The sequence below is a fragment of the Paramesorhizobium leguminum genome (assembly GCF_003217235.1).
GTDB lineage: Bacteria > Pseudomonadota > Alphaproteobacteria > Rhizobiales > Rhizobiaceae > Paramesorhizobium > Paramesorhizobium leguminum.
In genome coordinates, this window is record NZ_QJTF01000006.1 from 23,993 (window position 1) to 47,602 (window position 23,610).

Annotated in this window: 23 protein-coding genes and 1 other RNA gene; 10 read left to right on the plus strand and 14 right to left on the minus strand. The window is 61.0% G+C overall.

Features of this window, described 5'->3' with window-relative positions:
• Positions 1-129 precede the first annotated feature (129 nt).
• Positions 130-822 (plus strand): DUF1013 domain-containing protein, encoded by a 693-nt coding sequence (locus C7477_RS06590; protein ID WP_110750338.1) that lies wholly within the window; start codon positions 130-132, stop codon positions 820-822.
• Positions 823-942: 120 nt separating this feature from the next.
• Here the strand turns inward: C7477_RS06590 and C7477_RS06595 are convergent, their stop codons facing one another.
• The 6 genes from C7477_RS06595 to tkt all read right to left on the minus strand — a co-directional run bounded on the left by C7477_RS06595 (position 943) and on the right by tkt (position 8,564).
• A complete protein-coding gene (locus tag C7477_RS06595; protein ID WP_110750340.1) occupies positions 943-1,650 on the minus strand; it encodes a helix-turn-helix transcriptional regulator in 708 nt (235 codons plus the stop codon).
• Positions 1,651-1,653: 3 nt separating this feature from the next.
• Positions 1,654-2,241, minus strand: coding sequence for a DJ-1/PfpI family protein (locus C7477_RS06600; protein ID WP_110750342.1), 588 nt, complete (start codon positions 2,239-2,241; stop codon positions 1,654-1,656).
• A gap of 371 nt (positions 2,242-2,612) precedes the next feature.
• Positions 2,613-3,644 (minus strand): class I fructose-bisphosphate aldolase, encoded by a 1,032-nt coding sequence (locus C7477_RS06605; RefSeq protein ID WP_110750345.1) that lies wholly within the window; start codon positions 3,642-3,644, stop codon positions 2,613-2,615.
• A gap of 420 nt (positions 3,645-4,064) precedes the next feature.
• Positions 4,065-5,261, minus strand: coding sequence for a phosphoglycerate kinase (locus C7477_RS06610; protein WP_110750347.1), 1,197 nt, complete (start codon positions 5,259-5,261; stop codon positions 4,065-4,067).
• 235 nt (positions 5,262-5,496) lie between these two features.
• Positions 5,497-6,510, minus strand: coding sequence for a type I glyceraldehyde-3-phosphate dehydrogenase (gene gap, locus C7477_RS06620; protein WP_110750349.1), 1,014 nt, complete (start codon positions 6,508-6,510; stop codon positions 5,497-5,499).
• A 62-nt stretch (positions 6,511-6,572) separates the two neighbouring features.
• Complete coding sequence (gene tkt / locus C7477_RS06625) at positions 6,573-8,564, minus strand: transketolase (RefSeq protein WP_110750351.1); 1,992 nt, start codon at positions 8,562-8,564, stop codon at positions 6,573-6,575.
• Between the two features lie 320 nt (positions 8,565-8,884).
• Between tkt and C7477_RS06630 the strand changes: the two genes are divergently transcribed.
• From C7477_RS06630 to C7477_RS06655, 6 genes are all read left to right on the plus strand, one after another.
• Entirely contained in the window at positions 8,885-9,157 is a 273-nt protein-coding gene (locus tag C7477_RS06630) for a DUF4164 domain-containing protein (RefSeq protein WP_110750353.1), read from the plus strand.
• An 11-nt stretch (positions 9,158-9,168) separates the two neighbouring features.
• On the plus strand, positions 9,169-9,540 hold the full coding sequence (locus tag C7477_RS06635) for a cell division protein ZapA (RefSeq protein ID WP_110750356.1): 372 nt from the start codon (positions 9,169-9,171) through the stop codon (positions 9,538-9,540).
• A 76-nt stretch (positions 9,541-9,616) separates the two neighbouring features.
• Positions 9,617-9,772, plus strand: a non-coding RNA gene (gene ssrS, locus C7477_RS06640) — 6S RNA.
• 250 nt (positions 9,773-10,022) lie between these two features.
• Positions 10,023-10,631, plus strand: a complete 609-nt coding sequence (locus tag C7477_RS06645; protein ID WP_110750358.1) for a 5-formyltetrahydrofolate cyclo-ligase — start codon at positions 10,023-10,025, stop codon at positions 10,629-10,631.
• Between the two features lie 12 nt (positions 10,632-10,643).
• The gene (locus tag C7477_RS06650; protein ID WP_110750360.1) at positions 10,644-11,468 is read left to right on the plus strand and encodes a TIGR00282 family metallophosphoesterase; all 825 of its coding nucleotides are present in this window, start codon (positions 10,644-10,646) and stop codon (positions 11,466-11,468) included.
• 222 nt (positions 11,469-11,690) lie between these two features.
• Positions 11,691-12,443 (plus strand): TerC family protein, encoded by a 753-nt coding sequence (locus tag C7477_RS06655; RefSeq protein WP_110750362.1) that lies wholly within the window; start codon positions 11,691-11,693, stop codon positions 12,441-12,443.
• 11 nt (positions 12,444-12,454) lie between these two features.
• Here C7477_RS06655 and C7477_RS06660 read toward each other — a convergent pair whose 3' ends face one another.
• The 3 genes from C7477_RS06660 to C7477_RS06670 form a co-directional block, all read right to left on the minus strand.
• On the minus strand, positions 12,455-12,880 hold the full coding sequence (locus C7477_RS06660) for a DUF1284 domain-containing protein (RefSeq protein ID WP_110750364.1): 426 nt from the start codon (positions 12,878-12,880) through the stop codon (positions 12,455-12,457).
• Positions 12,881-13,258 carry a VOC family protein gene (locus tag C7477_RS06665; RefSeq protein WP_110750366.1) on the minus strand — a complete coding sequence of 126 codons (378 nt, stop codon included), beginning with the start codon at positions 13,256-13,258 and terminating at the stop codon, positions 12,881-12,883.
• A gap of 74 nt (positions 13,259-13,332) precedes the next feature.
• On the minus strand, positions 13,333-13,902 hold the full coding sequence (locus C7477_RS06670) for a biotin transporter BioY (RefSeq protein WP_110750368.1): 570 nt from the start codon (positions 13,900-13,902) through the stop codon (positions 13,333-13,335).
• Between the two features lie 221 nt (positions 13,903-14,123).
• Here C7477_RS06670 and C7477_RS06675 point away from each other — a divergent pair, with 221 nt between their 5' ends.
• On the plus strand, positions 14,124-14,870 hold the full coding sequence (locus C7477_RS06675) for a YebC/PmpR family DNA-binding transcriptional regulator (protein WP_110750370.1): 747 nt from the start codon (positions 14,124-14,126) through the stop codon (positions 14,868-14,870).
• 284 nt (positions 14,871-15,154) lie between these two features.
• On the opposite strand, the gene C7477_RS06685 is transcribed toward C7477_RS06675, so the two are convergent.
• On the minus strand, positions 15,155-15,742 hold the full coding sequence (locus tag C7477_RS06685) for a nucleoside/nucleotide kinase family protein (RefSeq protein ID WP_110750372.1): 588 nt from the start codon (positions 15,740-15,742) through the stop codon (positions 15,155-15,157).
• Between the two features lie 119 nt (positions 15,743-15,861).
• A complete protein-coding gene (rpmE, locus tag C7477_RS06690) occupies positions 15,862-16,083 on the minus strand; it encodes a 50S ribosomal protein L31 (RefSeq protein ID WP_110750374.1) in 222 nt (73 codons plus the stop codon).
• A 174-nt stretch (positions 16,084-16,257) separates the two neighbouring features.
• On the opposite strand from rpmE, the gene C7477_RS06695 reads away from it, so the two are divergent.
• On the plus strand, positions 16,258-18,087 hold the full coding sequence (locus C7477_RS06695; RefSeq protein WP_425373528.1) for an ABC transporter transmembrane domain-containing protein: 1,830 nt from the start codon (positions 16,258-16,260) through the stop codon (positions 18,085-18,087).
• Positions 18,088-18,177: 90 nt separating this feature from the next.
• Positions 18,178-19,158 carry a Bug family tripartite tricarboxylate transporter substrate binding protein gene (locus C7477_RS06700; protein WP_425373534.1) on the plus strand — a complete coding sequence of 327 codons (981 nt, stop codon included), beginning with the start codon at positions 18,178-18,180 and terminating at the stop codon, positions 19,156-19,158.
• A gap of 333 nt (positions 19,159-19,491) precedes the next feature.
• Here C7477_RS06700 and C7477_RS06705 read toward each other — a convergent pair whose 3' ends face one another.
• The 3 genes from C7477_RS06705 to C7477_RS06715 all read right to left on the minus strand — a co-directional run bounded on the left by C7477_RS06705 (position 19,492) and on the right by C7477_RS06715 (position 23,481).
• Positions 19,492-21,147 (minus strand): FAD-binding dehydrogenase, encoded by a 1,656-nt coding sequence (locus tag C7477_RS06705; protein WP_110750381.1) that lies wholly within the window; start codon positions 21,145-21,147, stop codon positions 19,492-19,494.
• 265 nt (positions 21,148-21,412) lie between these two features.
• Complete coding sequence (locus C7477_RS06710) at positions 21,413-22,444, minus strand: peptidoglycan -binding protein (RefSeq protein ID WP_110750383.1); 1,032 nt, start codon at positions 22,442-22,444, stop codon at positions 21,413-21,415.
• Between the two features lie 2 nt (positions 22,445-22,446).
• Positions 22,447-23,481: a MotA/TolQ/ExbB proton channel family protein gene (locus C7477_RS06715; protein WP_110750385.1), complete on the minus strand. Its 1,035-nt coding sequence runs from the start codon at positions 23,479-23,481 to the stop codon at positions 22,447-22,449.
• Between the last annotated feature and the right edge of the window lie 129 nt (positions 23,482-23,610).

Sequence of the window (23,610 nt, forward strand, 5' to 3'; positions counted from 1 at the left end):
ACGGCAAGTTTGTTTCAGCTTTTCTTGCCCCATGCCGAAAAGGTCGCTATATAAGCAGTGATTTCCCGGAAATTTGTGGTTACCCACGGCCCGCGCCCCCGGAGCGGACGAACAAGAGGACTATATCTAATGGCCACCCAGCTTCTTATGCCGAAGGCAACGGCCGTCTGGCTTGTCGACAATACCGCGCTGTCCTTCGACCAGATCGCGAATTTTTGCAAGCTGCATCCGCTTGAGGTGAAGGCGATTGCCGATGGCGAGGCCGCGCAGGGCATCAAGGGCCTCGATCCCGTCATTACAGGCCAGCTTTCCCGCGAGGAAATCGCGCGGGGGGAGAAGGACATTAACTACAAGCTGAAGCTCTCGGAGCCGAAGGTTCGGGTGCCGGAAACCAAGCGCAAGGGACCGCGTTATACGCCGCTATCGAAGCGTCAGGACCGCCCCAACGCGATCCTCTGGCTGGTGCGCAACCATCCGGAACTGAAGGATGCGGCGGTTTCGCGCCTCATCGGTACGACGAAATCGACCATCGAGCAGATCCGCAACCGCACGCACTGGAATTCCGCCAGCCTGCAGCCGATGGACCCGGTGACGCTCGGTCTCTGCTCGCAGATCGATCTCGACCTTGAAGTCGAACGCGCCTCGCGCAACCGTCCGGCCACGCCGGAGGAGACCGGCGGCACACTGCTTCCGGCTTCGGCGACGGAAAACCGCGATTATCGCGATCAGCCGTCCGAAGATCAGGAGCTCGACGCCGACAAGATTTTCGCCAAGCTTTCATCGCTGAAAGGTTCGCGGAGTGATGAGGAAGACGAAGAATAGGAATATAGAAGTGAGCAGTGAGATAGTGAGCAGTGAGCCGTGAGCCGTGAATTTATTTCTGCTCACTGCTCACTGCTCACTGCTCACTGCTCACTGCTCACTGCTCACTGGCCGCAGGCCTCAATACTGCTCCCTGTAGGCATTGAACTCCCGCATCTCCATCTGTCGGTAAAAATCGGCCAGCGTCTTGCCGCGTTCGGGGCGGAAGCGGCGGCCTGAATCGCTGGCCAGCGAGATGCGGTCGGTGCGGAAGGTGCGGAAGGCGGTTCGCAATTCGCACCAGCCGATGACTGTCCACACCTTGCCCCAGAACCAGAGGCCGAGCGGGCGGATATCGCGGCCGCTTTCGCGCCCTTCCAGATCGCGATATTGAATGGTCAGCACACTGCCGCCATCGACCGCGCGCTCGACGATATCGATGATCCGCCGCTCCTGCTCGCTCAAATAGGCGGCGGGGGCATGGACTTGCGTGTTGGCGATGCGCGAGCGATCCTCCTTCGGCAATACCGCTTCGATCTTGATGAGCGCTTCCTCCGCGCCGCGCGCCATGGACGCGCCGCCCCAGGCACGGACAAGCCTTGCGCCCACGACGAGGGCGACGATCTCATCGCGCGTAAACATCAGCGGCGGCAGATCGAAACCTTCGCGCATGATGTAGCCGACACCGGCTTCCCCATCGATGGGAACGCCTGTCGATTGCAAATCGGCGATGTCGCGGTAGATGGTGCGCTCGGATACTTCCAGCCGTTCGGACAATTGCCGCGCGGTCACCAGCCTGCCGCCACGCAGGCGTTGCACGATCTGGAAAAGACGATCAGCGCGCCGCATGGATTACACCCGGCCATATTCGCGAGACAGCATCCCGCTTATGTCTTGAATTTTAGCGGTTTCCGCCGGATAGAGCGCTTCGAGGAAGGCCGTGGCGAAGGTCCCCGGAGCCGTGCCGGCAGCGGTGACGATCCGGCCGTCGCTGACCGCATGCGGCACGTCGCGATAATGCTCCGCGCCGTCGTATGCGCCGATCTTGCCTTCGATCCATCCAGCGCGGTTGCTGGTGTGGGGACGACCGGAGAAAAGGCCGGCGCGTGCGAGCGGCAGCGTGCCGCCGCAAATGCCGCCGACAATTCCCCCGCGCGCATGAACGGACAGGAGCAATGGCGCAATGTCAGGAGGAGTGTCGCTAAACCATCCTTCCGAACCGATGACCGCGATAGCGTCGAGATCGACATTCTCCTCAGCCGAGACGCCACGTTCCGGCGTCAGGCGCAGCCCGCCGATGGACGTGACCGGCTGGCCTTCCGGCGAGAGCGCGACAACACGCGCGGCGAATTCGCCCACCGCTGCTCCCGAAAGAAAGCCGAATTCCCAATCGGCGTAACCCTCGATGAAAACGAGGCCAATCGTCTTGTTTTCTGCCATTTTCATGCTCTCCAATCGAGTTTACGGCGCATTTTACCGCTTTCTCGCATTGGAGGACAGCTGCCAATTGCCCGGCTGCCATTCCTCGCAGCTACCGGACCAGCCTATATCCTTTTGGACGTGACGTGGCAGATTGTTGATCAGACGCTTGGTATGCGCTCTGCTGCGACGTTCTCTAAGTTTGCGACGAAAGTGCGCGATCGCACTTAAAATCGGAGCTATGACGATGCCCATTGTGTTTCTCCCTTGATCTTTTCATGAGAGCATCATCGCATACCCCTCCTGACAGCTTTCTGTCAGGAGCATGAAGCTACAAACGAAAAAGCCCGGATCGGGCGATCCGGGCCTTGTTCTACGAATTTGGGGCTATCTTACGCAGCCTTTTCGAGTTCCGGTTCCCACCCGCCGAGCGCGGCCAGCGAATTCATGTGGGCGCGGTGGGTGAAGGCGCGTTGTCCGGCGGCGACGTTTTCCGGTTTGCCGCCCCAGGCCTTCAAGGCCGCAGCCTGCAAGGCGCGGCCGTAGGAGAAGGTGAGCTTCCACGGCAGGTCGAAATTCGCGTTCATGGCGGAGAGATGCGCCGTCGCTTCCTCGTCCGACTGGCCGCCGGAGAGGAAGGCGATGCCCGGCACGGCGGCGGGCACGGTCGATTTCAGGCAGCGCACGGTCTTTTCCGCCACTTCCTCGACGGAGGCCTTGCGGGCGTTCTTGCCGTCGATGACCATGTTGGGCTTCAGGATCATCCCTTCCAGTATGACGCGCGCGTCGTAAAGCTCTGCGAAGACCGTCTTCAGTACCCATTGCGTGACCTCATAGCAGCGGTCGATGGAATGATCGCCGGGCTTGCCGTCCATTAGCACTTCCGGCTCGACGATCGGAACGATGCCGGCTTCCTGGCAGAGCGCGGCGTAGCGGGCGAGGGCCTGCGCGTTCTGCTTGACCGCGCCCCAGGTAGGCAGGCTGTCTGAAATGGAAATCACGCCGCGCCATTTGGCGAAGCGCGCGCCGAGCGCGTAATATTCTGCGAGACGCTCACGCATGCCATCGAGCCCCTCGGTGATGGTTTCGCCGGGGAAGGCTGCCAGCGGCTTCGCCCCGGCATCGACCTTGATGCCGGGAATGCTGCCCGCCTGGCGGATGATATCGGCAAGGGGCGTACCGTCGGCGGCGTTCTGGCGGATGGTCTCGTCATAGAGAATGACGCCGGAGATATATTTTTTCATGCCTTCGGAACGGAACAGCATCTCGCGATAATCGCGGCGGCTTTCTTCCGTGGAAGCGAGGCCTATCGTGTCGAACCGCTTCTTGATCGTCGCCGAACTTTCATCGGCGGCAAGAATGCCCTTGCCATCGGCAACCATGGCAATCGCAATATCCTCGAGACGTTCTATTGGGGCGGCCATATCGAAGCTCCACTCTTTGGTTCAGGTTGAAAACCCGCATAACAAAAGAGTGAAACAAACGAAACGGCGGCGCAAATCATTGAAACGATTGAATTTATTTCAACCGATTTAGAATGATCACTTTTTCTGTGGAGGGGTAAGGTGTGCCTCGCTTCGAGGCTCTATTCACCGCACCGCCTACGATACCGCCGCAAAATGAGAGCAACATTTGCGCTCCCTTGCCGTGGATCCTCGGGTCAAGCCCGAGGATGACGGGGGAGGAACGAAGTCGCCAATGTGCAAGCGTTGCGCCTGCCATTTAGCAATGCTCTCTCTATAGTCGTCATCCTCGGGCTTGACCCGAGGATCCACGGCAAGGGAGCACTGACTTTTCCATAATACACGGTGCGTTCCAGTGGGCAGCGTGTCAGATCCCGCTTATCACCCCTGCTTCTTCAACACATCCACACCCGGCAGCGGCTTGCCTTCCATCCATTCGAGGAAGGCGCCGCCGGCCGTCGAGACGTAGCTGAAATCATCCGCCACCCCGGCATGGTTGAGCGCGGCGACCGTGTCGCCGCCGCCGGCGACCGAGACGAGCTTGCCTTCCCTGGTGCGGGCCGCGACATGGCGCGCGGCGGCGATGGTTCCCTTGTCGAAGGGGCGGAGCTCGAATGCGCCGAGCGGGCCGTTCCAGACCAAGGTCGCGGCATCATCGATGGCGCCCTGGATGCGCTCTATCGATTGCGGGCCGACATCGAGAATCATGCCGTCAGCGGGAATCGCGTCGAGGCCATAAGCATGATTGGGCGCGTCCGCCTGGAAATGCCAGGAGACGATGGCATCGACGGGCAGGATGATGGCGCATTTGGTCTCCTCCGCCTTGGCCATGATCTGGCGGGCGGTTTCGGCAAGATCATGCTCGCAAAGCGATTTGCCGACACCGACACCGAGCGCGGCGAGGAAGGTATTGGCCATGCCGCCGCCGATAACGAGCGCATCGACCTTCTGGACCAAATTCATCAGGAGATCGATCTTGGAGGAAACCTTGGCGCCGCCGACAATCGCCACGACGGGGCGGGCGGGCTCGCCAAGACCTTTTTCCAGCGCTTCAAGCTCGGCCTGCATGGCGCGGCCGGCATAGGCGGGGAGCAGACGGGCGACGCCTTCCGTCGAGGCGTGGGCGCGGTGGGCCGCGGAAAAGGCGTCGTTGACATAGATGTCGCCGTTGGCAGCCAGCGCCTTGGCGAAATCGGGATCGTTCTTTTCCTCGCCTGCGTGGAAACGGGTGTTTTCCAGAAGCAGGATATCGCCGTCCTTCATGGCGCCGACAGCGCTTGCCGCCTTTTCGCCGATGCAATCTTCGGCGAAAGCGACGGGCTTGTGGAGATGTTTCTCCAGCGCCTTTACAACCTGATGCAGCGAGAATTCACCTGACGGCGCACCCTTTGGGCGACCGAAATGGGCGAGCAGGATGACTTTTGCACCCTTGTTCGAAAGTTCGGAGATCGTGTCCACGACGCGCTCGATGCGCGTGGCGTCCGTCACCTCGCCATCGGCCATGGGGACGTTCAGATCGACCCGGAGAAGAACGCGTTTGGAGGCGATATCGGCATCGTCAAGGGTGCGGAAGGTCATCGGTTTTCTCCGGTGTTGGATGGAAACGTTGGCGGGGCACAGCACCCCCCTCTGGCTTGCCAGCCATCTCCCCCTCAAGGGGGGAGATTAAGCTCTCATAGTTCGGCACTCAATCGCGGACGTAGCAAGGTAAGTGCCGTCATTGATGAAGGACAATCTCCCCCCTTGAGGGGGAGATGCCCGGCAGGGCAGAGGGGGGTGTCGCCTCGCAATTCCGAATCCACTTAATTCAACTCTACATCACCTTTGCGATAGCCACAGCCGTGTCGGCCATGCGGTTGGAGAAGCCCCATTCGTTGTCGTACCAGGTGAGGATACGCACGAAGTTGCCTTCCATGACCTTGGTCTGGTCGATGGCGAAGATCGAGGAATGCGGGTCGCCGTTGAAGTCGCGCGAGACGAGCGGCTCCTCGGTGTAGGCGAGGATGCCCTTCAGCGGGCCGTCCTTGGCGGCGGCCTTGATGGCGTCGTTGACTTCCTGGACGGTCGTGTCGCGCTTGGCGACGAACTTGAAATCGACGACCGAGACGTTCGGGGTTGGTACGCGCACCGAGGAGCCGTCGAGCTTGCCCTTCAGATGCGGCAGCACGAGGCCTACCGCCTTTGCCGCACCTGTTGATGTCGGAATCATCGACAGTGCCGCAGCGCGGGCGCGGTAGAGATCCTTGTGCATCTGATCGAGCGATGGCTGATCGTTGGTGTAGGAGTGGATGGTGGTCATGAAACCATGGTCGATGCCAACCGCGTCATCGAGAACCTTGACGACCGGAACAAGGCAGTTGGTCGTGCAGGAGGCGTTGGAGATGACCAGATCGTCCTTGGTCAGCTTGTGGTCGTTGACGCCATAGACAACCGTCAGGTCGGCGCCTTCGGCGGGCGCGGAAATGAGAACGCGCTTGGCGCCGGCGGTGAGGTGCGCGGCGGCCTTTTCGCGTGTCGTGAAGATGCCGGTGCACTCCAGGGCGATATCGACGCCCAGTTCCTTGTGCGGCAGTTCGGCGGGGTTCTTGATCGCGGTCACCTTGATCGGCTTGCCGCCATCGATGACGATGCTGTCGCCCTCGACCTTGACGTCAGCCGGGAAGCGACCGTGGACCGAATCATAGCGCAACAGATGGGCGTTGGTTTCCACCGGGCCCAGATCGTTGATCGCCACGACCTCGATGTCGGTGCGGCCGGATTCCACGATGGCGCGAAGGATATTGCGACCGATGCGGCCAAACCCGTTGATTGCGACGCGAACTGCCATTTCCACTGTCTCCCTGACTTGCGAGCAAAGGTGTTTTTAAATGTCCGGTGGGGGAAGCCGCTTTAGGCGGCTTTCAATTTCTTTTCAGCCGCTTCGACGACGGCTTCCGCCGTGATGCCGAAATGCTTGTAGAGGTCCTCGATGGGGCCGCTGGCGCCGAAGCCCTTCATGCCGATGAAGACGCCGTTTTCGCCGATGAAGCGTTCCCAGCCGAGCGAAATCGCCGCCTCGACCGCGATCTTGACCGGAGCATTGCCGAGCGTCGCCTGTTGGTAGGCGGGCGTCTGCTTGTCGAACAGTTCGAAGCAGGGAACGGAGACGACGCGCGCGGGGATGCCCTTTTCTTCCAGCGCGGCGCGGGCGCCCAGCGCAATCTCGACTTCCGATCCGGTGGCAAAGATCGTCACCTTGGCGTCGCCGCTTGCCGCCGCCAGCTCATAGGCGCCGTAGGCGGAGAGGTTTTCCTCGGTATGCTCGGTGCGCACCGTCGGCAAGTTCTGGCGGGTCAGCGCCAGGGTCGAAGGCGTCTTTGTCGATTTCAGCGCCAGTTCCCAGCACTCGGCGGTTTCCACCACATCGGCGGGACGGAACACCATGTTGTTGGGAATGGCGCGCAGGGCGGCAAGCTGCTCGACCGGCTGGTGCGTCGGACCGTCTTCGCCAAGGCCGATGGAATCATGCGTCATGACATAGACGACGCGGATGCCCATCAGCGACGACAGGCGCATGGCCGGGCGGCAATAATCGGAGAAGGTGAGGAAGGTGCCGCCATAGGGGATGATGCCGCCATGCAGCGTCAGGCCGTTCATCGCCGCCGCCATGCCATGCTCGCGAATGCCGTAATTGACATAGCGGCCGCTATAATCGCCCGGCGTGATCGGCTTGGTCTGGCTGGTCTTGGTGTTGTTGGAGCCGGTCAAATCGGCGGAGCCGCCGATGGTTTCCGGCAGCACGCCGTTGATGATTTCCAGCGCCATCTCGGAGGCCTTGCGGGTCGCCACCTTCGGCTTTTCCGCGGAAACCTTCTTCTTGTAATCGTTGATGGCCTGTTCAAAACCCCCAGGCAAATCGCCGCTCATACGGCGCTCGAATTCAGCGCGTTTATCGGCATCGGCGCCGGCGAGGCGCTTTTCCCAGGCCTCGCGCGTGGACTCTCCACTGCGACCGGCGGCGCGCCAGGCATCGAGAATATTGGCGGGCACGATAAAAGGCTCCGCCTCCCAGCCAAGCGCCTTGCGCGTGGCTGCGATTTCATCCGCGCCGAGCGGCGAGCCGTGCACCTTGTTGGTGCCCGCCTTGTTGGGGGCGCCGAAGCCGATGGTCGTCTTGCAGGCGATCATCGTCGGCTTGTCGGAGGCGTGGGCCTGCTCGATGGCCTTCGTGATGGCCTCCTGATCGTGGCCGTCGACGGAGATCGTGTTCCAGCCGGACGCAGCGAAGCGCGCGGGCTGGTCGGTGTTATCGGAGAGCGATACGGGGCCGTCGATGGTGATCGAGTTGTTGTCCCAGAAGACGATGAGCTTGTTGAGCTTCAGATGGCCGGCAAGCGCGATGGCCTCCTGGCTGATGCCCTCCATCAGGCAGCCGTCGCCCGCGAGCACATAGGTGTAATGATCGACCAGATCGTCGCCGAACTGCGCATTCATGATGCGCTCGCCCAGCGCCATGCCGACACCGTTGGCGAGGCCTTGGCCGAGCGGGCCTGTGGTCGTCTCGATTCCCGCCGCATGGCCATATTCAGGATGGCCCGCCGTGCGCGAGCCCAGCTGGCGGAAATTCTTGATCTCATCGATCGTCATGTCCTCATAGCCAGTGAGGTAGAGGACGGAATAGAGCAGCATCGAACCATGGCCGGCGGACAGGACGAAACGGTCGCGGTCGGGCCAATGCGGGTTCTTCGGATCATATTTGAGGAAGCGGGTATAGAGAACCGTGGCGATGTCGGCCGCGCCCATCGGCAGGCCGGGATGGCCGGAATTGGCCTTCTCCACCGCATCCATCGACAGGAAGCGGATTGCATTTGCCATCTGGTTGAGATTTTCGGAATTGGTCATGGGTCTCGTCCGTCTTTGATCAGGGACTTGCGCGCGCCGGCTCCGGCGATATCGGAAAAGCACGCGACACATAGCAGGTAGGGAAGTGGAGTCAACAAAACCATAGCTTCGCTATTGGGTTCCATGGGCTGCCCCCGGGCCGATGCGGCGAACTTGTGCATTGCCAGCAAAAAGTCATAATGAAGGCGATAACAGTGTATGACTTTTTCGTGGCCGGCGTGACTTGTTGCGCACAATCAAAGCAGGCACTAATATTTTCAAAGAGCCGTTTTCAAGCAATGGGTTTGCACGACAAGTTGCAAGAGGGGATTAAATAAGGCATGGCAGCGGAAACGACCCTCAGGCAGGTCATGGACAGGCTGGACAGGGCGCTGGGCGCGCTGGAGGAGGCGGTCGATCTCAGGCTTGAGAAAGAGATCGACTATGCGGAAGCCGAGGAGGAGGTGCAGCGCATGAACACCGACCGCAGCCGGCTGGCGCAGGAGCTGGACATTTCCGAATCCCGCGCCGAGCGTCTCGAAGCCGCGAATCGCGAAGTTTCGCGGCGTCTTGTCACAGCGATGGAAACCATCCGCACCGTGCTGGACCGGTAGGAGAAAATCGCATGGCGACGGTGACGGTAACGATCGACGGCAAGGCCTATCGCATGGCCTGCGACGAGGGGCAGGAGCAGCATCTCACCGGACTGGCAGAGCGCTTCGACCGCTATGTCACGCATCTGAAAACCAATTTCGGTGAAATCGGCGATCAGCGGCTGACCGTGATGGCCGGCATCATGGTGATGGACGAGCTCAACGAACTGCAGAAGCGCCTGAAAGGCCTCGAAAACGAAGCGGAAACGCTGCGCCGCTCGCGCGACGACGCCTTGAGCAAGGCCGACAAGAATGATTCGATGCTGACGGGCGCGCTCTCCGAAATGGTCCAGCGCATCGAGGCGATGGCGGTGAAATTAGGAAGCAGGGGAGCAGGGGAGTAGGGGAGTATATAAAACATGCTCTCTTATTTCTTACTCCCTCTAGCCTATCAGGACACACCATCCTATATTCGTCATCGGCGTACTGCGCTTCGCGACAGGAGTAACTTATTCCCCGGGGCCTTAATTGATCCTAGGGAGCTGTCCCTGGAAAGGCCCCTGGGCTTTTCTACACGGCGCCCACCTACTTTGTAGGTTTCCGGGATCAACCTCTCCATCGGTTGTGTGGTCGCCACCTCGCTGGTGGCAGCCTTTCTGGCCTGCCGGGTATTTCTCGTCCCTATCGTCGTCATCCTCGGGCTTGACCCGAGGATCCACGGCAAGGAGGCGGAAACGCTGCTATCATCAGTAACGGGATCATAAATTTACCTGATGAAATATTAGGCGGGGTTCTTCGCTGGAACGCGCCGGGGCGGCGGAAATGCCAATGCCTCCTTGCCGTGGATCCTCGGGTCAAGCCCGAGGATGACGACAGGAGGGAATGGATGGCCGTAACGCCAAAGGGGGCGACTGGTATGGGCCGTAAAGAACAGAAAGCCCAATTGCGGCGAGAGGCGCTTGCTCGGCGCGATGCGCTTGATGCCGATTATCGCACTGATGCGTCGCTGGCGGTCATGAAGCATGGCGCGAACATCGCCTTCGAACCCGGCGCCTCAATCTCCGGCTTTTGGCCGATCCGCTCCGAGATCGATCCTTGTCCGCTTCTCTCCAACTTGCGTGAGCGTGGTGCGCGGCTTTGCCTGCCTGTGGTGCAGAATCGCGAAACCATCGTCTTTCGTGAATTCTCAGAGGGCGCTCCGCTCATCGCGAGCGGATTTGGCACGATGGGGCCGGCGCTGGACGCGCCGATGCTTGATCCCGAAATCATGCTCGTTCCGCTCGCCGCCTTCGACCGCCATGGCGGCCGCATCGGCTATGGCGCCGGGCATTATGACCGCGCGCTGGCGCGGCTGGCGGAGAAGGGTTTGCATCCGCTCTTGATCGGTCTTGCCTTCGATTGTCAGGAAGTGGACCAGGTGCCCCACGAGCCGCATGACGTACATCTTCAACAAATCCTCACCGAGAGCGGCTTGCGTCCCATTATGCCTGCCTGATAAAGGCAGGCGATGAGATTTCTTTTTCTTGGCGATATGGTGGGCCGGTCGGGGCGCACGGCGGTGTATGAAAAGCTGCCGGGCCTCGTTGCCGATTTGAAGCTGGATTTCGTCGTGGTGAACGGCGAAAACGCTGCGGGCGGGTTCGGTATCACCGAGGAGATTTTCAACCATACGCTCCAGGCCGGCGCCGATGTGGTGACCACCGGCAACCATGTCTGGGACCAGCGCGAGGCGCTGGAATTCGCCCGGCGCGAGGAACGGTTTCTGCGTCCCGCCAATTTCCCCGCAGGCACCGCCGGCAAGGGTGCGGGCGTCTATCTCGCGCGCAACGGCGCGCGCGTGCTCGTCTCCAACATCATGGGCCGGGTGTTCATGCATCCCGATCTCAACGATCCGTTCCAGGCGGCGGAAGAAATCCTTGCCGCTTGTCCGCTTGGCGAGCAGGCCGATGCGGTGATCTTCGACTTTCATGCCGAGGCCACCAGCGAGAAGCAGTGTTTCGGCCATTTCGTCGATGGCCGCGCCAGCCTCGTCGTCGGCACGCACACGCATGTGCCGACCGCCGACTGGCAGATCTTGAACGGCGGAACGGCCTATATGTCCGACGCGGGCATGTGCGGCGATTACGATTCCTCGCTCGGAATGGACAAGGAAGAACCGCTCAATCGCTTTCTATCCAAAGTGCCGAAGGGGCGTTTTGAGGCGGCGAATGGCCCGGCGACGCTCTCCGGCGTCTGCGTGGAGATATCCGACCGCACCGGACTTGCCGAAAAGATCGCACCCTTGCGCATCGGCCCTCGGTTGCAAGAAACGATCCCGGATTTTTGGGCATAGTCATAACCCTTCATCCTCGTGGTTCGAGGCTCCGCTTCGCTCCGCACCTCACCATGAGGATGAAGGGCGCCGGCGTTTCAGTAGTCCTCATGGTGAGGTGTGAGTGAAGCGAAGCGCAACGAGCCTCGAACCACGAGGGCGCTTGGCTACATGGTCCATTGACGGTGGGCAGGGTGTTCCCTACCTACCGAGCTGTATTATTGTTTTAAGGGGACACCGGGTATGAATTTCATCGCCGAGCATCTGTCATTTCTTTCCGAGCCGGCCGGCTGGGCGGCGCTTGCCACCCTCGTCGTCATGGAAGTCGTGCTTGGCATCGACAATCTGATCTTTATCTCGATCCTCACCAACAAGTTGCCGCCGGAGCAGCAGGCCCGCGCAAGGCGGCTTGGCATCGGCGCCGCACTTGTGCTGCGATTGGCGCTGCTTTTCACCATCTCGATCATCGTCCAGTTGACCGCGCCGGTTTTCGAATTGTTCGGCCACGGCTTCTCCTGGCGCGATTTGATCCTCATCGCCGGCGGATTGTTCCTGGTGTGGAAGGCGACGAAGGAAATCCATCATACGGTCGATCCGGAAGATCACAAGGACAGCATGGTCGGTAGCGCGGTGCAACTGACGATGGGCGCGGCGATCAGCCAGATCCTGCTGCTCGACCTCGTTTTCTCCATCGACTCGATCATTACGGCGGTCGGCATGACCGACGAGATCGCCATCATGGTGATCGCGGTGATTGCAGCCGTCTCGGTGATGCTGCTTGCCGCCGATCCGCTGTCGAAATTTATCGCCGCCAATCCGACCATCGTCATGCTGGCGCTGGGCTTCCTGATGATGATCGGCATGACGCTGATCGCCGACGGCATGGGCTACCATGTGCCGAAGGGCTACATCTACGCGGCGATGGGTTTCTCCGCGCTGGTGGAGGGGCTGAACATGCTGGCGCGCAGACGGAAGAAGAACGCGCCGAAGGCGTAAGGGATGGCTTGTCAGGGGATGGCGATTTTTGCTCCGGCAAACCCGCCATCCGCCACGGATGAGCAAAGCTCGAACCATTCGCATTCCCGGCAGGCCTGCCGGGTTTTCCCCGCCGCGAAGGCGTTGCGCATCGTGGTGAGCATACCGGCGTCGAGATTGATCCGGCTGCCGGGATCAAGGGGGCGGGCGAGGAGCCTCGATACCGCTTCGATAGCCTTGGCGTCCCGTTCCGTGACGCTTTCCCGGAAGCAGTGGCAGTCGCTGTCGTTCAAAATCGGGGCGCAGATATCGTCCGGCCCCGTCACCAGCAGAATATCCTCTCCCCCCGCAAGCCGCCCCGCTATTCTATCGTAATTGGCGATGAAAGCGGGGCTGTAGCCCTTGCCGACATAGGTCAGCATGCAGAGAAGATGATGCGCGCGCAGGCGGACCGTCATTTAGGGGCTTTCCGTGACCATGGCTTCCATCAACTCAATCCGGTTGCCGAATGGATCCGATACATAGGTGCGGTAAAAGCCGGTAAGTGGCTCGTCGTCTTTGCAAGCGAACCCCGCCGCATTGAGACGCGCGCGGAGGCTTTCCAGATCATCAACCACAAATGCCGGATGAGCCTTCGTGGCGGGATGGAAATCGGTCTGTACCCCCAGGTGTACGCGTACGTCGCCGGACGCAAACCAGCAGCCGCCTCGTTTGGCCAGATTTGCAGGCTTCGGCATCTCCGTCATTCCCAGCGCGTCAGCGTAAAAGCGGCGAGCGGCATCTTCACCGCCTGGCGGAATCGCTAGCTGGACATGTTCGATTCGCTTAAGGCTCATTTCGTCTTCCGAACTGAGGGGCGCTAACCGCCCTTCACCCTTATGCGGATGGTGAAGGGCTAATTGTCGTCAATTTAGCGCACCGATGCCTTCAGGATCGCCGCGCCCAGCGCCGATTTGATGAGCGCGCCGATGAGGAAGGGCGTTACGCCGAAGGCAACGGCCTTTTCAAAACCGACGAGCGTGGAAAGCCATGCCGCGCCAAGCATAAGGCAAAGCGCGTTGGCGGCAAGGAAGGAGGTGAAGGCGAGGAGCACGTTGCGCCCGTTCCAGCCGCGCTCGGCGAGCCAGCCGGTGAGAGCCGCGATGATGGGGAAGGAAGCGAGATAACCGGCGGTGGGGCCAGCGAAGAAGGGCAGGCCGCCCATGCCGCCCGCCAGTACCGGCAGGCCCATCGCGCCTTCGACGAGCCATGCGAGAACCGTCAGCGCGCCCAGCCGCCAGCCATAGAGCGCGCCGATCAGCGGCACGATCAAGGTTTGCAGCGTAATCGGAACGGGGAGCATCGGCACCTCGATCTGCGAGGTGACGGCGAGAATGAGCGTACCGGCCAGTACGGCGGCGATCTTCGTAGCCGTCGAGCGGCTGTCGAGCCTCAAGGGGCTGAACGAAGCGCGGATTGCCGTTGATGTCGTGTCGGGCATGAGAGTAGTCTCCTATCCTGAATAAGGCTCATGTCCTTATACGATCCAACACAGTTCGTCATCCTCAGGTTTAAATCCGAGGACTTCGGATGACGATTGTAGGGGTCTCTGGACGCGGGCGGCCATTTTTTCTATAAGGCCGGGATTCTTTTGTTTAGCCGCATTTATGCGATGCCGAATGTTATCCGGCTGCAAAATGCCTGGGAAGTTGCAGGGGTGCCATGGCTGGCCATTCACAATTTAAGAACATCATGCACCGCAAGGGCCGGCAGGATGCCGTGCGGTCGAAAATCTTTTCCAAGCTCGGCCGCGAAATCACGGTTGCGGCCAAGCAGGGGCTGCCCGACCCGGCGATGAACCCGCGCCTGCGTCTGGCGATCCAGAACGCCAAGGCGCAATCGATGCCCAAGGACAATATCGAGCGCGCCATCAAGAAGGCCGCGGGCAATGACGGCGAGAATTACGACGAGGTGCGTTACGAAGGGCGGGGCCCCGGCGGCGTATCGGTCATCGTCGAGGCGCTGACCGATAATCGCAACCGCACCGCTTCCAACGTGCGCGCGGCCTTCACCAAGGCCGGCGGCGCGATGGGCGAGACCGGATCGGTGTCCTTCATGTTCGACCGGGTGGGCGAGATCGTCTACAAGCCGGGCACCGGCAATGCCGACAAGGTGATGGAAGCGGCCATCGAGGCCGGCGCCGACGACGTGCAGTCGGACGAAGACGGCCATGTGGTCATCTGCGCCTTCGAAAATATCGGCGAGGTGTCGAAATCGTTAGAGACGGCGCTGGGCGAGGCGGAATCGATCAAGACGATCTGGAAGCCGCAGACCAACACGGAACTGGACGAGGAAAAGGCCCGCTCGCTGCTCAAGCTGCTCAATGTGCTCGAAGACGATGACGATGTGCAGAATGTGTATACGAATTTCGAGGTCAGCGATGAGGTTATGGAAAAGCTGAGCGCGTGATTTTTTAAACGTTCGGTGCTTATAGACTCCCGGCTTCGTCCGGGAGTTTTTTGTTCAGCCGTTCATTTGAACGGAAGATCCAACTGGATATACCCCCCTCTGCCCTGCCGGGCATCTCCCCCTCAAGGGGGGAGATTGGCCTTCATTGATGATGGTGCTTTATTCTGCAGCGTTGAAGATTGGCGAAATCGGTCCTCCCAGCTAATCTCCCCCCTTGAGGGGGAGATGCCCGGCAGGGCAGAGGGGGGTACTGTCCCACCAGCATCTCCGACCAATACAACAGCCTAAGCAGTTGCCTTTTCGATAAGCATATGGAGAAGCGTTTCCATGGCAGCGGCATCGCTGGCATCCACAATTCTCATGCCGTGCGTTTGTGCCGCTGCCCGCATTTCCGCATTATCGCGGAGAGACCGCTCGATGAATTTGCCGATCCGTACCCGCTGGTACGCATCGGCTTCCTCATACCCCGCCTCACGATGCATCCGGTCGCGCAAAAAATCCGTTTCCCCATAGAGGCATACGACCACCATCCCCGTGGAATTCAACGTCGCCAAATATTCCGGGCGAAGCGCGGAGCCTTCGATAACGAATGGGTGTCCAGCGAGAGCCTCAGCTTCAATCTTCTGTTTCAGCGCGGGCCACATATTTTCATGGTGCACTCGCAAGAACCAGTAGATGGTTTCAGGCGAAAGGTTTGCATAAAATTCGGCGACGGCGGGAGGGATATCCCGCCATGGGCGCCCCGGATGACGGGCGAGTTTATCCGTGGAGATGAGCGGCCAACCCAGCCGGTCGGCTAGCCGGATAGCAAGTGTCGTCTTGCCGGTGTGGGAGCTTCCGGTGATCGATATAGCTGAAACTGGTTGCGCCATAGCGCTGTCATAATAGCAAAAAACCCCGCTTCGTGAACTGACCCCCGAAGGTTGACATCCAACTTTCGGGGGTCAGTTCACGAAGCGGGGTTTTTCGATAATCAAACCTGAAAGCCGGTTTAGATACCCAGATTGCCGAAGCGGTTCTTGAAGCGGGAGACGCGGCCGCCGCGGTCGACGAGGGTGCCCGTGCCGCCGGTCCAGGCCGGATGGGTGGTCGGATCGATATCGAGGTTCATCGTATCGCCTTCCTTGCCCCAGGTCGAACGGGTCATGTATTCGGTGCCATCGGTCATCACGACCTTGATGGTGTGGTAATCGGGATGGATATTGGCTTTCATCGGTCACATTCCTGAAGGATTCTGGCGTGAACCACGTCCCGACGCGCGAAACTGCGGCACATCCGCCCAATGGCAAACTTGAAGCCGCAGCCCAAAAAGACTACGGCTTCCAAAAGCGTTGGCGAGCCTATACATCAGCCGGACGGCAATAACAATCCCAAACATCAGGAAGCAATGGCGCAGATATCTTCGACCGAGACCGGGATCAAGGCAGCCAGCCGGGATCGACGGTCCATGACGCCGCTGGGCCGCCTTGCGCCCTATCTTGGCCGCTACAAGGGCCTGGTGGCGGGCGCCATTGTCGCGCTGGTGCTTGCCGCCGCGACGACGCTGACGCTGCCGCTGGCGGTGCGCCGCATGGTGGACCATGGCTTCACCGCAGCCAACAGCAATTTCGTCAATGATTATTTCGGTATGCTGGTGGTGCTCGCCGCTGTCCTCGCCTGCGCTTCCGCCGCGCGCTATTATTTCGTCATCACGCTCGGCGAGAGAGTCGTCGCCGATCTGCGCCGCGACGTGTTTTCCCATGTGACGACATTGTCGCCTGATTTCTTCGACCGGACGCTTTCGGGCGAGATCGTCTCCCGGCTTGCCGCCGATACCACGCAGATCAAATCCGCCGTGGGCGCGACCGCCTCGATGGCGCTGCGCAATCTCATCCTCGGCCTCGGCGCGATTGCAATGATGGTTGTCACCAGCCCGAAGCTTTCGGGGCTGGTGATCGCCGCCATTCCGCTGGTCGTGCTGCCGCTCATCGCCTTCGGGCGTTCCGTGCGCCGCCGTTCACGCGCGGCGCAGGACATGCTGGCCCATGCCACGGCCTATGCGGGCGAGCAGATATCGGCGGTGCGGACGCTGCAGGCCTTCACCAACGAGTCGCTGGTGACCAAGCGTTTTGCCAACGCCGTGGATGACGCGTTTCAGGCTGCCCGTGCGTCGGTATTGGCGCGGGCATTCCTGACGGCCTTCGCCATTTTCATGGTGTTTTCCAGCGTCGTGGCGGTGCTGTGGTTCGGCTCGCGCGATGTATTGAATGGAACTATGACACCCGGCACGCTCGGCCAGTTCCTGCTTTATGCGGTGTTCGCGGCGGGGGCATTGGGCGCGCTGTCGGAGGTCTGGGGGGAACTGGCGCAGGCTGCGGGAGCCACCGAGCGGCTGACGGAATTGCTGGGAGAGAAGCCGGCGATTGCCGCCCCGGTTCACACGATAGCCATGCCGGAACCGGGGCGCGGCGCGCTTGTTTTCGATCAGTTGAGCTTCAGCTATCCGGGAAGGCCCGATGCGCCGTCGTTGAACGATATCAGCTTCGAGGCGAAGCCCGGCGAGACCATTGCAATCGTCGGCCCATCGGGGGCGGGCAAGAGCACGGTCTTCTCACTGATCCTGCGCTATTACGATCCGCAATCGGGCACTGTCGCCATGGATGGCGTGAACTTGCGCGACGCCGATCCGCTCGATGTGCGCCGCCGCATTGCAGTCGTTCCGCAGGATGTGGCGATCTTCGCCGCTTCCATACGAGACAATATCGGTTTCGGGAGACCGGGCGCCAGCGAGGCGGAGATCGAGGCGGCGGCGAAGGCCGCGCTCGCGCATGATTTCATCCTGGCGCTCGAAAACGGCTATGACACGCAAGTTGGCGAGCGTGGCGTGACGCTTTCCGGCGGCCAGCGCCAGCGTATCGCCATCGCCCGCGCGATCTTACGCAACGCGCCGATCCTGTTGCTCGACGAGGCGACGTCGGCGCTCGATGCGCAAAGTGAAATGCTGGTGCAGAAGGCGCTGGAGCATCTCATGCAGGGGCGCACGACATTGGTCGTCGCGCACCGGCTGGCGACCGTGCTCAAGGCCGATCGCATCCTCGTGCTCGATCAGGGGCGGATCGTGGAGGAGGGCACCCATGCGAGCCTTGTCGCACTCGGCGGGATTTATGCGCGTTTGGCCAAGCTGCAGTTCGATCATGGCGGGCAGGCTTTTGCCGCTGAGAAGAGCGCCGCCGGTTAGATTCTATCTGCCCTTGCTTCCTTGTCGTGCCGGTCTATTCTGTCGGGGGTTTAACGTTGCTCTTGGGAGGAGAAGAACGTGGCATTTTCCATGATTACCCGCCGTGCGCTCATGGCCATCGGCACCACCATGCTGGCTTCACTGGCGCTGAATAGCCCCGCCAGCGCCCAGCAATTTCCGGAACGCGCGGTCACGCTCGTCGTGCCGTTCGCGGCGGGCGGCTCGACGGATGTGGTTGCGCGCATCATCGCGGAGAAGATGTCGGCGGGTCTCGGCCAGCAGGTCATCGTGGAGAATGTCGGCGGCGCGGGTGGGAGCCTCGGCGCCGGTCGCGTGGCCCGCGCGGAGCCGGATGGCTACACGATCCTGATGGGGACGGTCGCCACGCACGCGTTGAATCCGCTCATCTTCAAGACCAAGCCCTATGACGCGGAAAAGGATTTCGCGCCGGTGTCCCTGCTCGCCATCGTGCCGAATGTGCTGGTGGTGAACCCCAAGCTGCCGGCAAAGGATGTCGCGGAATTGCTGGCGCTGCTGAAGGCCGATCCTGATGGCCAGAGCTATGCGTCATCAGGCAACGGCACACCGCTGCATCTCTCCGGCGAATTGTTCAAGAGCATGGCCGGTGTCAACATGCAGCATGTGCCTTACAAGGGTTCCGGGCCGGCGCTGAACGATGTGATCGGCAATCAGGTGCCGATCATGTTCGACAATCTGCCTTCCTCTTCCGGACACATCAAGGCGGGCACGCTTCGTGCGCTGGCCGTCACCACAAAGGAACGCGCCGCTTCCTTCCCCGATGTGCCGACGGTCGCCGAATCCGGCATTCCCGGTTACGAGACCTACACCTGGAACGCACTCTTCGCCCCCGCCGGAACACCGCCGGAGGTTGTCGCCAAGCTCAATGAAGCCGCGAATAATGCGATGAAGGACCCCGCCGTCGTCGCGCGCATGAAGGATTTCAGCGCCACGATTGTCGGTTCGACGCCGGAGGAGCTGGGCAAGCATGTGACGGCGGAACTTGCCAAGTGGAAGCCGGTTGTGGAGAGCGCGAAGATAGAGCTGGATTGAGGGGGAGGTAGGGGGGCCCTTTCGAGGGATTCGCGAAACACCCCCCTCTGCCCTGCCGGGCATCTCCCCACCCCTACAGTCGTCATCCTCGGGCTTGACCCGAGGATCCACGGCAAGGGGGCGAAAACGCTGTTATCACCCCGCAACGGGATCATTAATTTATCTGACGAAATATTGGGCGGGTTCTCTTCACTGGAGCGCGTCGAGGCGATGGATAAGTTGGTGCTTCCTTGCCGTGGATCCTCGGGTCAAGCCCGAGGATGACGACTGTAGAGTTACGGGAGATGTCCGGCAGGGCAGAGGGGGTGCCTCGCTGACGTCTCCGTCTAGATCCTACACCTTCGCCGCCGCCCGCCCTGCTGCCCGCCCCGAGAAAATGCATCCACCAAGAAACGTGCCTTCCAGCGCATTATACCCGTGATATCCACCACCACCGAAGCCAGCGGCCTCGCCCGCCGCATAAAGACCGGGGACCGGCGCGCCTGAAGCGTCCAGCACCTGGCTTTGCAGATTGGTGTGCAGGCCGCCAAGGGTCTTGCGCGTCAGTATGTGCAGGCGCACGGCGATGAGGGGGCCGGCCTCAGCGTCGAGGATGCGGTGTGGTTTTGCCGTGCGCACCAGCCTGTCTCCGATATAGTTGCGCGTGCTGCGCAGGGCGACCACTTGCGCGTCCTTGGAGAATTTGTTGGCGATCTCGCGGTCGCGCGCTTCGATCTGCGTTCGCATATGGTCGAGGCCGATCCGCTTCTCGCCGGTCAGCGCGTTCATCCCCTCGACCAGTTCGGGCAAGGTCTTGGCGACCACGAAATCCTCGCCATGCTCTTTGAAAGCCTCTACCGGTGGTGGTGCGCCCTTGCCGAGACGGCTCTTGAGGAGCAGCTTCCAATCCTTGCCGGTCAGGTCCGGGTTCTGTTCCGAGCCGGAGAGGGCGAATTCCTTTTCGATGATCTTCTGCGTGAGGACGAACCAGGAATAATCATGTCCGGTGGAAAGGATATGCTTGAGCGTGGCGAGCGTATCGAAGCCCGGCAGGCAAGGGGCGGGGAGGCGGTTGCCATTGGCGTCGAACCAGAGGGAGGAGGGACCAGGCAGGATGCGGATGCCGTGGTTGGTCCAGATGGGCGCCCAGTTTTTCAGGCCCTCGGTATAATGCCACATACGGTCGGTATTGATGGTGGCGCCGCCTGCTTCGACAGCAATGCCGATCATCCGGCCATCGACATGGTCAGGAACGCCGGCGACCATGTTGCTTGGGGGCTCGCCCAGCCGGTCGCGCGGCCAGTTCTGGCGCACGAGATCGAAATTGCCGCCGATGCCGCCGGAGGTGACGATGACGGCGCTTGCGGACAATTCGAAGGAACCGACGACTTCACGGCTCGATTTTTCGCCCCGCCCGGTGGAGGTGGGCTCAAGGATTTCGCCCGCGACGCCGGTGACGGCGCCGTTCGTTTTGAGAATGGCGCTGACGCGGTGACGGCATTTGATGGCGATGCGGCCCTTGGCGGCCGCTTCCCGCACGAGACGTTCGAAGGGGGCGAGCACGCCGGGGCCGGTGCCCCATGTGATGTGGAAGCGCGGCACGGAATTGCCGTGTCCGGTGGCGAGGCCGCCGCCGCGCTCGGCCCAGCCGACCACGGGAAACCAGCGCATTCCCAGCGAATGGAGCCAGGCGCGCTTTTCGCCGGCTGCGAATTGCAGGTAAGCTTCGGCCCATTGCCTGGGCCAGTGGTCCTCCGGCCGGTCGAAGCCGGCGGAGCCCATCCAGTCCTGCCGGGCGAGCTCAAAGCTGTCCTTGATGCCGAGACGGCGCTGCTCGGGCGTGTCGATCAGAAACAGCCCGCCCAGCGACCAGAAGGCCTGCCCGCCGATGGCATTTTCGCCTTCCTGCTCGACGATGATGACGCGCTTGCCTGCCGCCGCGAGTTCGGCTGCGGCGACAAGACCGGACAGACCCGCGCCGACGATGATGACATCAGCGTTGTTTGCCATTTTCCCCTCCCAAGGCCATTTTATTCTACCCTCATGATGGAAGCGTTGGCGCCACGATACCCCCCTCTGCCTTGCCAGGCATCTCCCCCTCAAGGGGGGAGATTACGCCTTCATCAGTGTGTAGCACCAATTACAGAGCGTGCAGAACAAGAGCCGCATGTCCTGTCAGCCAATCTCCCCCCTTGAGGGGGAGATGCCCGCCCTTCGACAAAAGCTCAGGAGGGCAGAGGGGGGTGTGGCTAGCGCATCCATCAAAATATCTGTCTCATCGCTCCGTCAGTTTCAGCTCGATGCGGCGGTTGCGGCTTCTGGCATCCGGCGTGTCAGCGGGATCGAGCGACTGATATTCGCCGAAGCCGGCGGCCACCAGGCGATTGGCCGGGACGCCGTTGGCAACGAGAAATTTCACCACGGCGACAGCGCGCGCCGACGAAAGCTCCCAATTGTCGCGGAAGCGGCCGGTGCCTGCGAGCGGGACGTTGTCCGTGTGGCCATCGACGCGCAGAACCCAGTTTATGTCGCCGGGAATTTCCTTGTTCAACTGGATGATGGCGTCGGCGAGCTTTTTCATCTCGTCCTGTCCGGCGGTGCTGATATCGGCCGACCCGCTGGAAAACAGCACCTCCGACTGGAAGACGAAACGGTCGCCGACAATGCGGATGTTCTCGCGGTCGGACAGAATCTCGCGCAAGCGCCCGAAGAAATCGGAGCGGTAACGGTTGAGTTCCTGCACACGCTGAGCCAGCGCCACGTTCAGCCGCTTGCCGAGATCGGCGATCTTGGCGTTGGATTCGCGGTCGCGTGACTCCGAGGCGTTCAGCGCTTCTTCCAGCGCGCCGATCTGACGGCGAAGCGCGGCGATCTGCTGGTTCAGTAGTTCAACTTGCGATAGCGCCCGGGCACTGACCTGTTTCTCTGCTTCAAGATTGCTCGATAGCTCGCCGATGCGGCCTTCCGCTGCCGCGCCGGCACCTGCCCCCGCGCTCAAAAGAGATTGCAGGCGGGAGCGTTCGCTTTCCGCCTGCGTCAACGATGCCTGCAGATCGGTAAGCGAATCCTGCAAATCCTGTTTGTTGCTGCGTTCCAGGGAGAGAAGTTGCGTCAATTCGTTGATCTGGCTGTTGAGCCGGCTCAGCACTTCATCCTTGCTCGTCACCTCGCGGGAGAGGAGGAATTGCGCCAGCACGAAAACCGATAGCAGAAACATGATCGCGAGCAGCAATGTCGACAGCGCATCGACGAAGCCAGGCCAGTAATCAACCGTCCGCTGCTGGCGGCGATTGCGAGCGAGCGCCATGGCTATTTCACCTCGCGGTGCTGTTGCTTGGCGATTGCGGTGGCGAGCTTATCGAGCGTGGCGCGGGTCGCTTTTTGCTCATCCGCCTGGTTTCCCATCCAGTCGCGCACCAATTGCTGCTCGTTGCGCATGTTCTTGACCAGACCCTGAATGCCCTCCGCGAGATTGGCCAGCGCCGCGGTGGTGCGTTGACCGGGGGCGCCGGCATCGTGCATGGACTGCATCCGTTCGGCGAGCGCGCGAAGTTCATCGGTGGTTCCGGACGCGCCTTCCTGACCGATCAGGTCCGAACCCAGATCGGTGACCGAGGAGAGCCAGTTTTCCAGTTCCGTATAGAAACGGTTTTGGGCACGCCCCGCCTGCAGGTCGAGAAAGCCGAGAATGAGCGAACCGGACAGGCCGAAGAGCGAGGAGGAAAAGGCCGTGCCCATGCCGCGCAACGGCGCTTGCAGCCCTGTTTTCAGGGCATCCAGCATGTCATTTGTATTGCCGCCCTTCGGGTCGAGCGACTGAATGGTCTGGCTGATCGAGCCTATGGTTTCGAGCAGGCCCCAGAAGGTGCCGAGCAGGCCCAGAAAGACCAGAAGGCCGATCAGATAGCGTGAGATATCGCGGCTTTCATCAAGGCGCGTAGCGATGGAATCGAGGATCGAGCGCATCGAACTGGTGGAGAGCGCCATCGACTGGCGACGGCCGATCAGTGCGCGCATGGGAGCCAGCAGCACTGGATCGCGCCCGCTTCTTTCTTCGAAGCCGCCACGAAATGAATTGACCCAGCGGATCTCCGGGAAAAGCCGCAGCACCTGGCCGAAGGCAAGCAGGATGCCGATCAGGAGAACGCCGAGAATGAGGCCGTTCAAGCCGGGATTGGTGAAGAAAAACACCTGGATCTGGCGTAGCAGAATGGCGCCGAGGAAAGCCACGATAATCAGGAAGATCACCATCGCCAGAACGACGATACGGGGGCTCGACAGTCTGTAGGGATCGAAATCCGCGCCGAACTCCCGATCCGTTTTCGTTGCTTTCGCTCTTGCCATGAATTCCCACTCCTCAACCCGTAATAACCCGTATTAACAGGGGCATTGCCGGATGCGGAGATTAACTGAAATTATGGCAGCCGTCACGCGGGCGACGGCATAATTCCTTCAATGAAATTCGATTCTATG

What these genes read in the sequence shown, in the direction of transcription:
- C7477_RS06590 (WP_110750338.1), top strand. Translation starts at nt 130, where the DNA reads ATGGCCACCCAGCTTCTTATGCCGAAGGCAACGGCCGTCTGGCTTGTC.
- C7477_RS06595 (WP_110750340.1), bottom strand. Translation starts at nt 1,650, where the DNA reads ATGCGGCGCGCTGATCGTCTTTTCCAGATCGTGCAACGCCTGCGTGGC.
- C7477_RS06600 (WP_110750342.1), bottom strand. Translation starts at nt 2,241, where the DNA reads ATGGCAGAAAACAAGACGATTGGCCTCGTTTTCATCGAGGGTTACGCC.
- C7477_RS06605 (WP_110750345.1), bottom strand. Translation starts at nt 3,644, where the DNA reads ATGGCCGCCCCAATAGAACGTCTCGAGGATATTGCGATTGCCATGGTT.
- C7477_RS06610 (WP_110750347.1), bottom strand. Translation starts at nt 5,261, where the DNA reads ATGACCTTCCGCACCCTTGACGATGCCGATATCGCCTCCAAACGCGTT.
- gap (WP_110750349.1), bottom strand. Translation starts at nt 6,510, where the DNA reads ATGGCAGTTCGCGTCGCAATCAACGGGTTTGGCCGCATCGGTCGCAAT.
- tkt (WP_110750351.1), bottom strand. Translation starts at nt 8,564, where the DNA reads ATGACCAATTCCGAAAATCTCAACCAGATGGCAAATGCAATCCGCTTC.
- C7477_RS06630 (WP_110750353.1), top strand. Translation starts at nt 8,885, where the DNA reads ATGGCAGCGGAAACGACCCTCAGGCAGGTCATGGACAGGCTGGACAGG.
- C7477_RS06635 (WP_110750356.1), top strand. Translation starts at nt 9,169, where the DNA reads ATGGCGACGGTGACGGTAACGATCGACGGCAAGGCCTATCGCATGGCC.
- C7477_RS06645 (WP_110750358.1), top strand. Translation starts at nt 10,023, where the DNA reads ATGGCCGTAACGCCAAAGGGGGCGACTGGTATGGGCCGTAAAGAACAG.
- C7477_RS06650 (WP_110750360.1), top strand. Translation starts at nt 10,644, where the DNA reads ATGAGATTTCTTTTTCTTGGCGATATGGTGGGCCGGTCGGGGCGCACG.
- C7477_RS06655 (WP_110750362.1), top strand. Translation starts at nt 11,691, where the DNA reads ATGAATTTCATCGCCGAGCATCTGTCATTTCTTTCCGAGCCGGCCGGC.
- C7477_RS06660 (WP_110750364.1), bottom strand. Translation starts at nt 12,880, where the DNA reads ATGACGGTCCGCCTGCGCGCGCATCATCTTCTCTGCATGCTGACCTAT.
- C7477_RS06665 (WP_110750366.1), bottom strand. Translation starts at nt 13,258, where the DNA reads ATGAGCCTTAAGCGAATCGAACATGTCCAGCTAGCGATTCCGCCAGGC.
- C7477_RS06670 (WP_110750368.1), bottom strand. Translation starts at nt 13,902, where the DNA reads ATGCCCGACACGACATCAACGGCAATCCGCGCTTCGTTCAGCCCCTTG.
- C7477_RS06675 (WP_110750370.1), top strand. Translation starts at nt 14,124, where the DNA reads ATGGCTGGCCATTCACAATTTAAGAACATCATGCACCGCAAGGGCCGG.
- C7477_RS06685 (WP_110750372.1), bottom strand. Translation starts at nt 15,742, where the DNA reads ATGGCGCAACCAGTTTCAGCTATATCGATCACCGGAAGCTCCCACACC.
- rpmE (WP_110750374.1), bottom strand. Translation starts at nt 16,083, where the DNA reads ATGAAAGCCAATATCCATCCCGATTACCACACCATCAAGGTCGTGATG.
- C7477_RS06695 (WP_425373528.1), top strand. Translation starts at nt 16,258, where the DNA reads ATGGCGCAGATATCTTCGACCGAGACCGGGATCAAGGCAGCCAGCCGG.
- C7477_RS06700 (WP_425373534.1), top strand. Translation starts at nt 18,178, where the DNA reads ATGATTACCCGCCGTGCGCTCATGGCCATCGGCACCACCATGCTGGCT.
- C7477_RS06705 (WP_110750381.1), bottom strand. Translation starts at nt 21,147, where the DNA reads ATGGCAAACAACGCTGATGTCATCATCGTCGGCGCGGGTCTGTCCGGT.
- C7477_RS06710 (WP_110750383.1), bottom strand. Translation starts at nt 22,444, where the DNA reads ATGGCGCTCGCTCGCAATCGCCGCCAGCAGCGGACGGTTGATTACTGG.
- C7477_RS06715 (WP_110750385.1), bottom strand. Translation starts at nt 23,481, where the DNA reads ATGGCAAGAGCGAAAGCAACGAAAACGGATCGGGAGTTCGGCGCGGAT.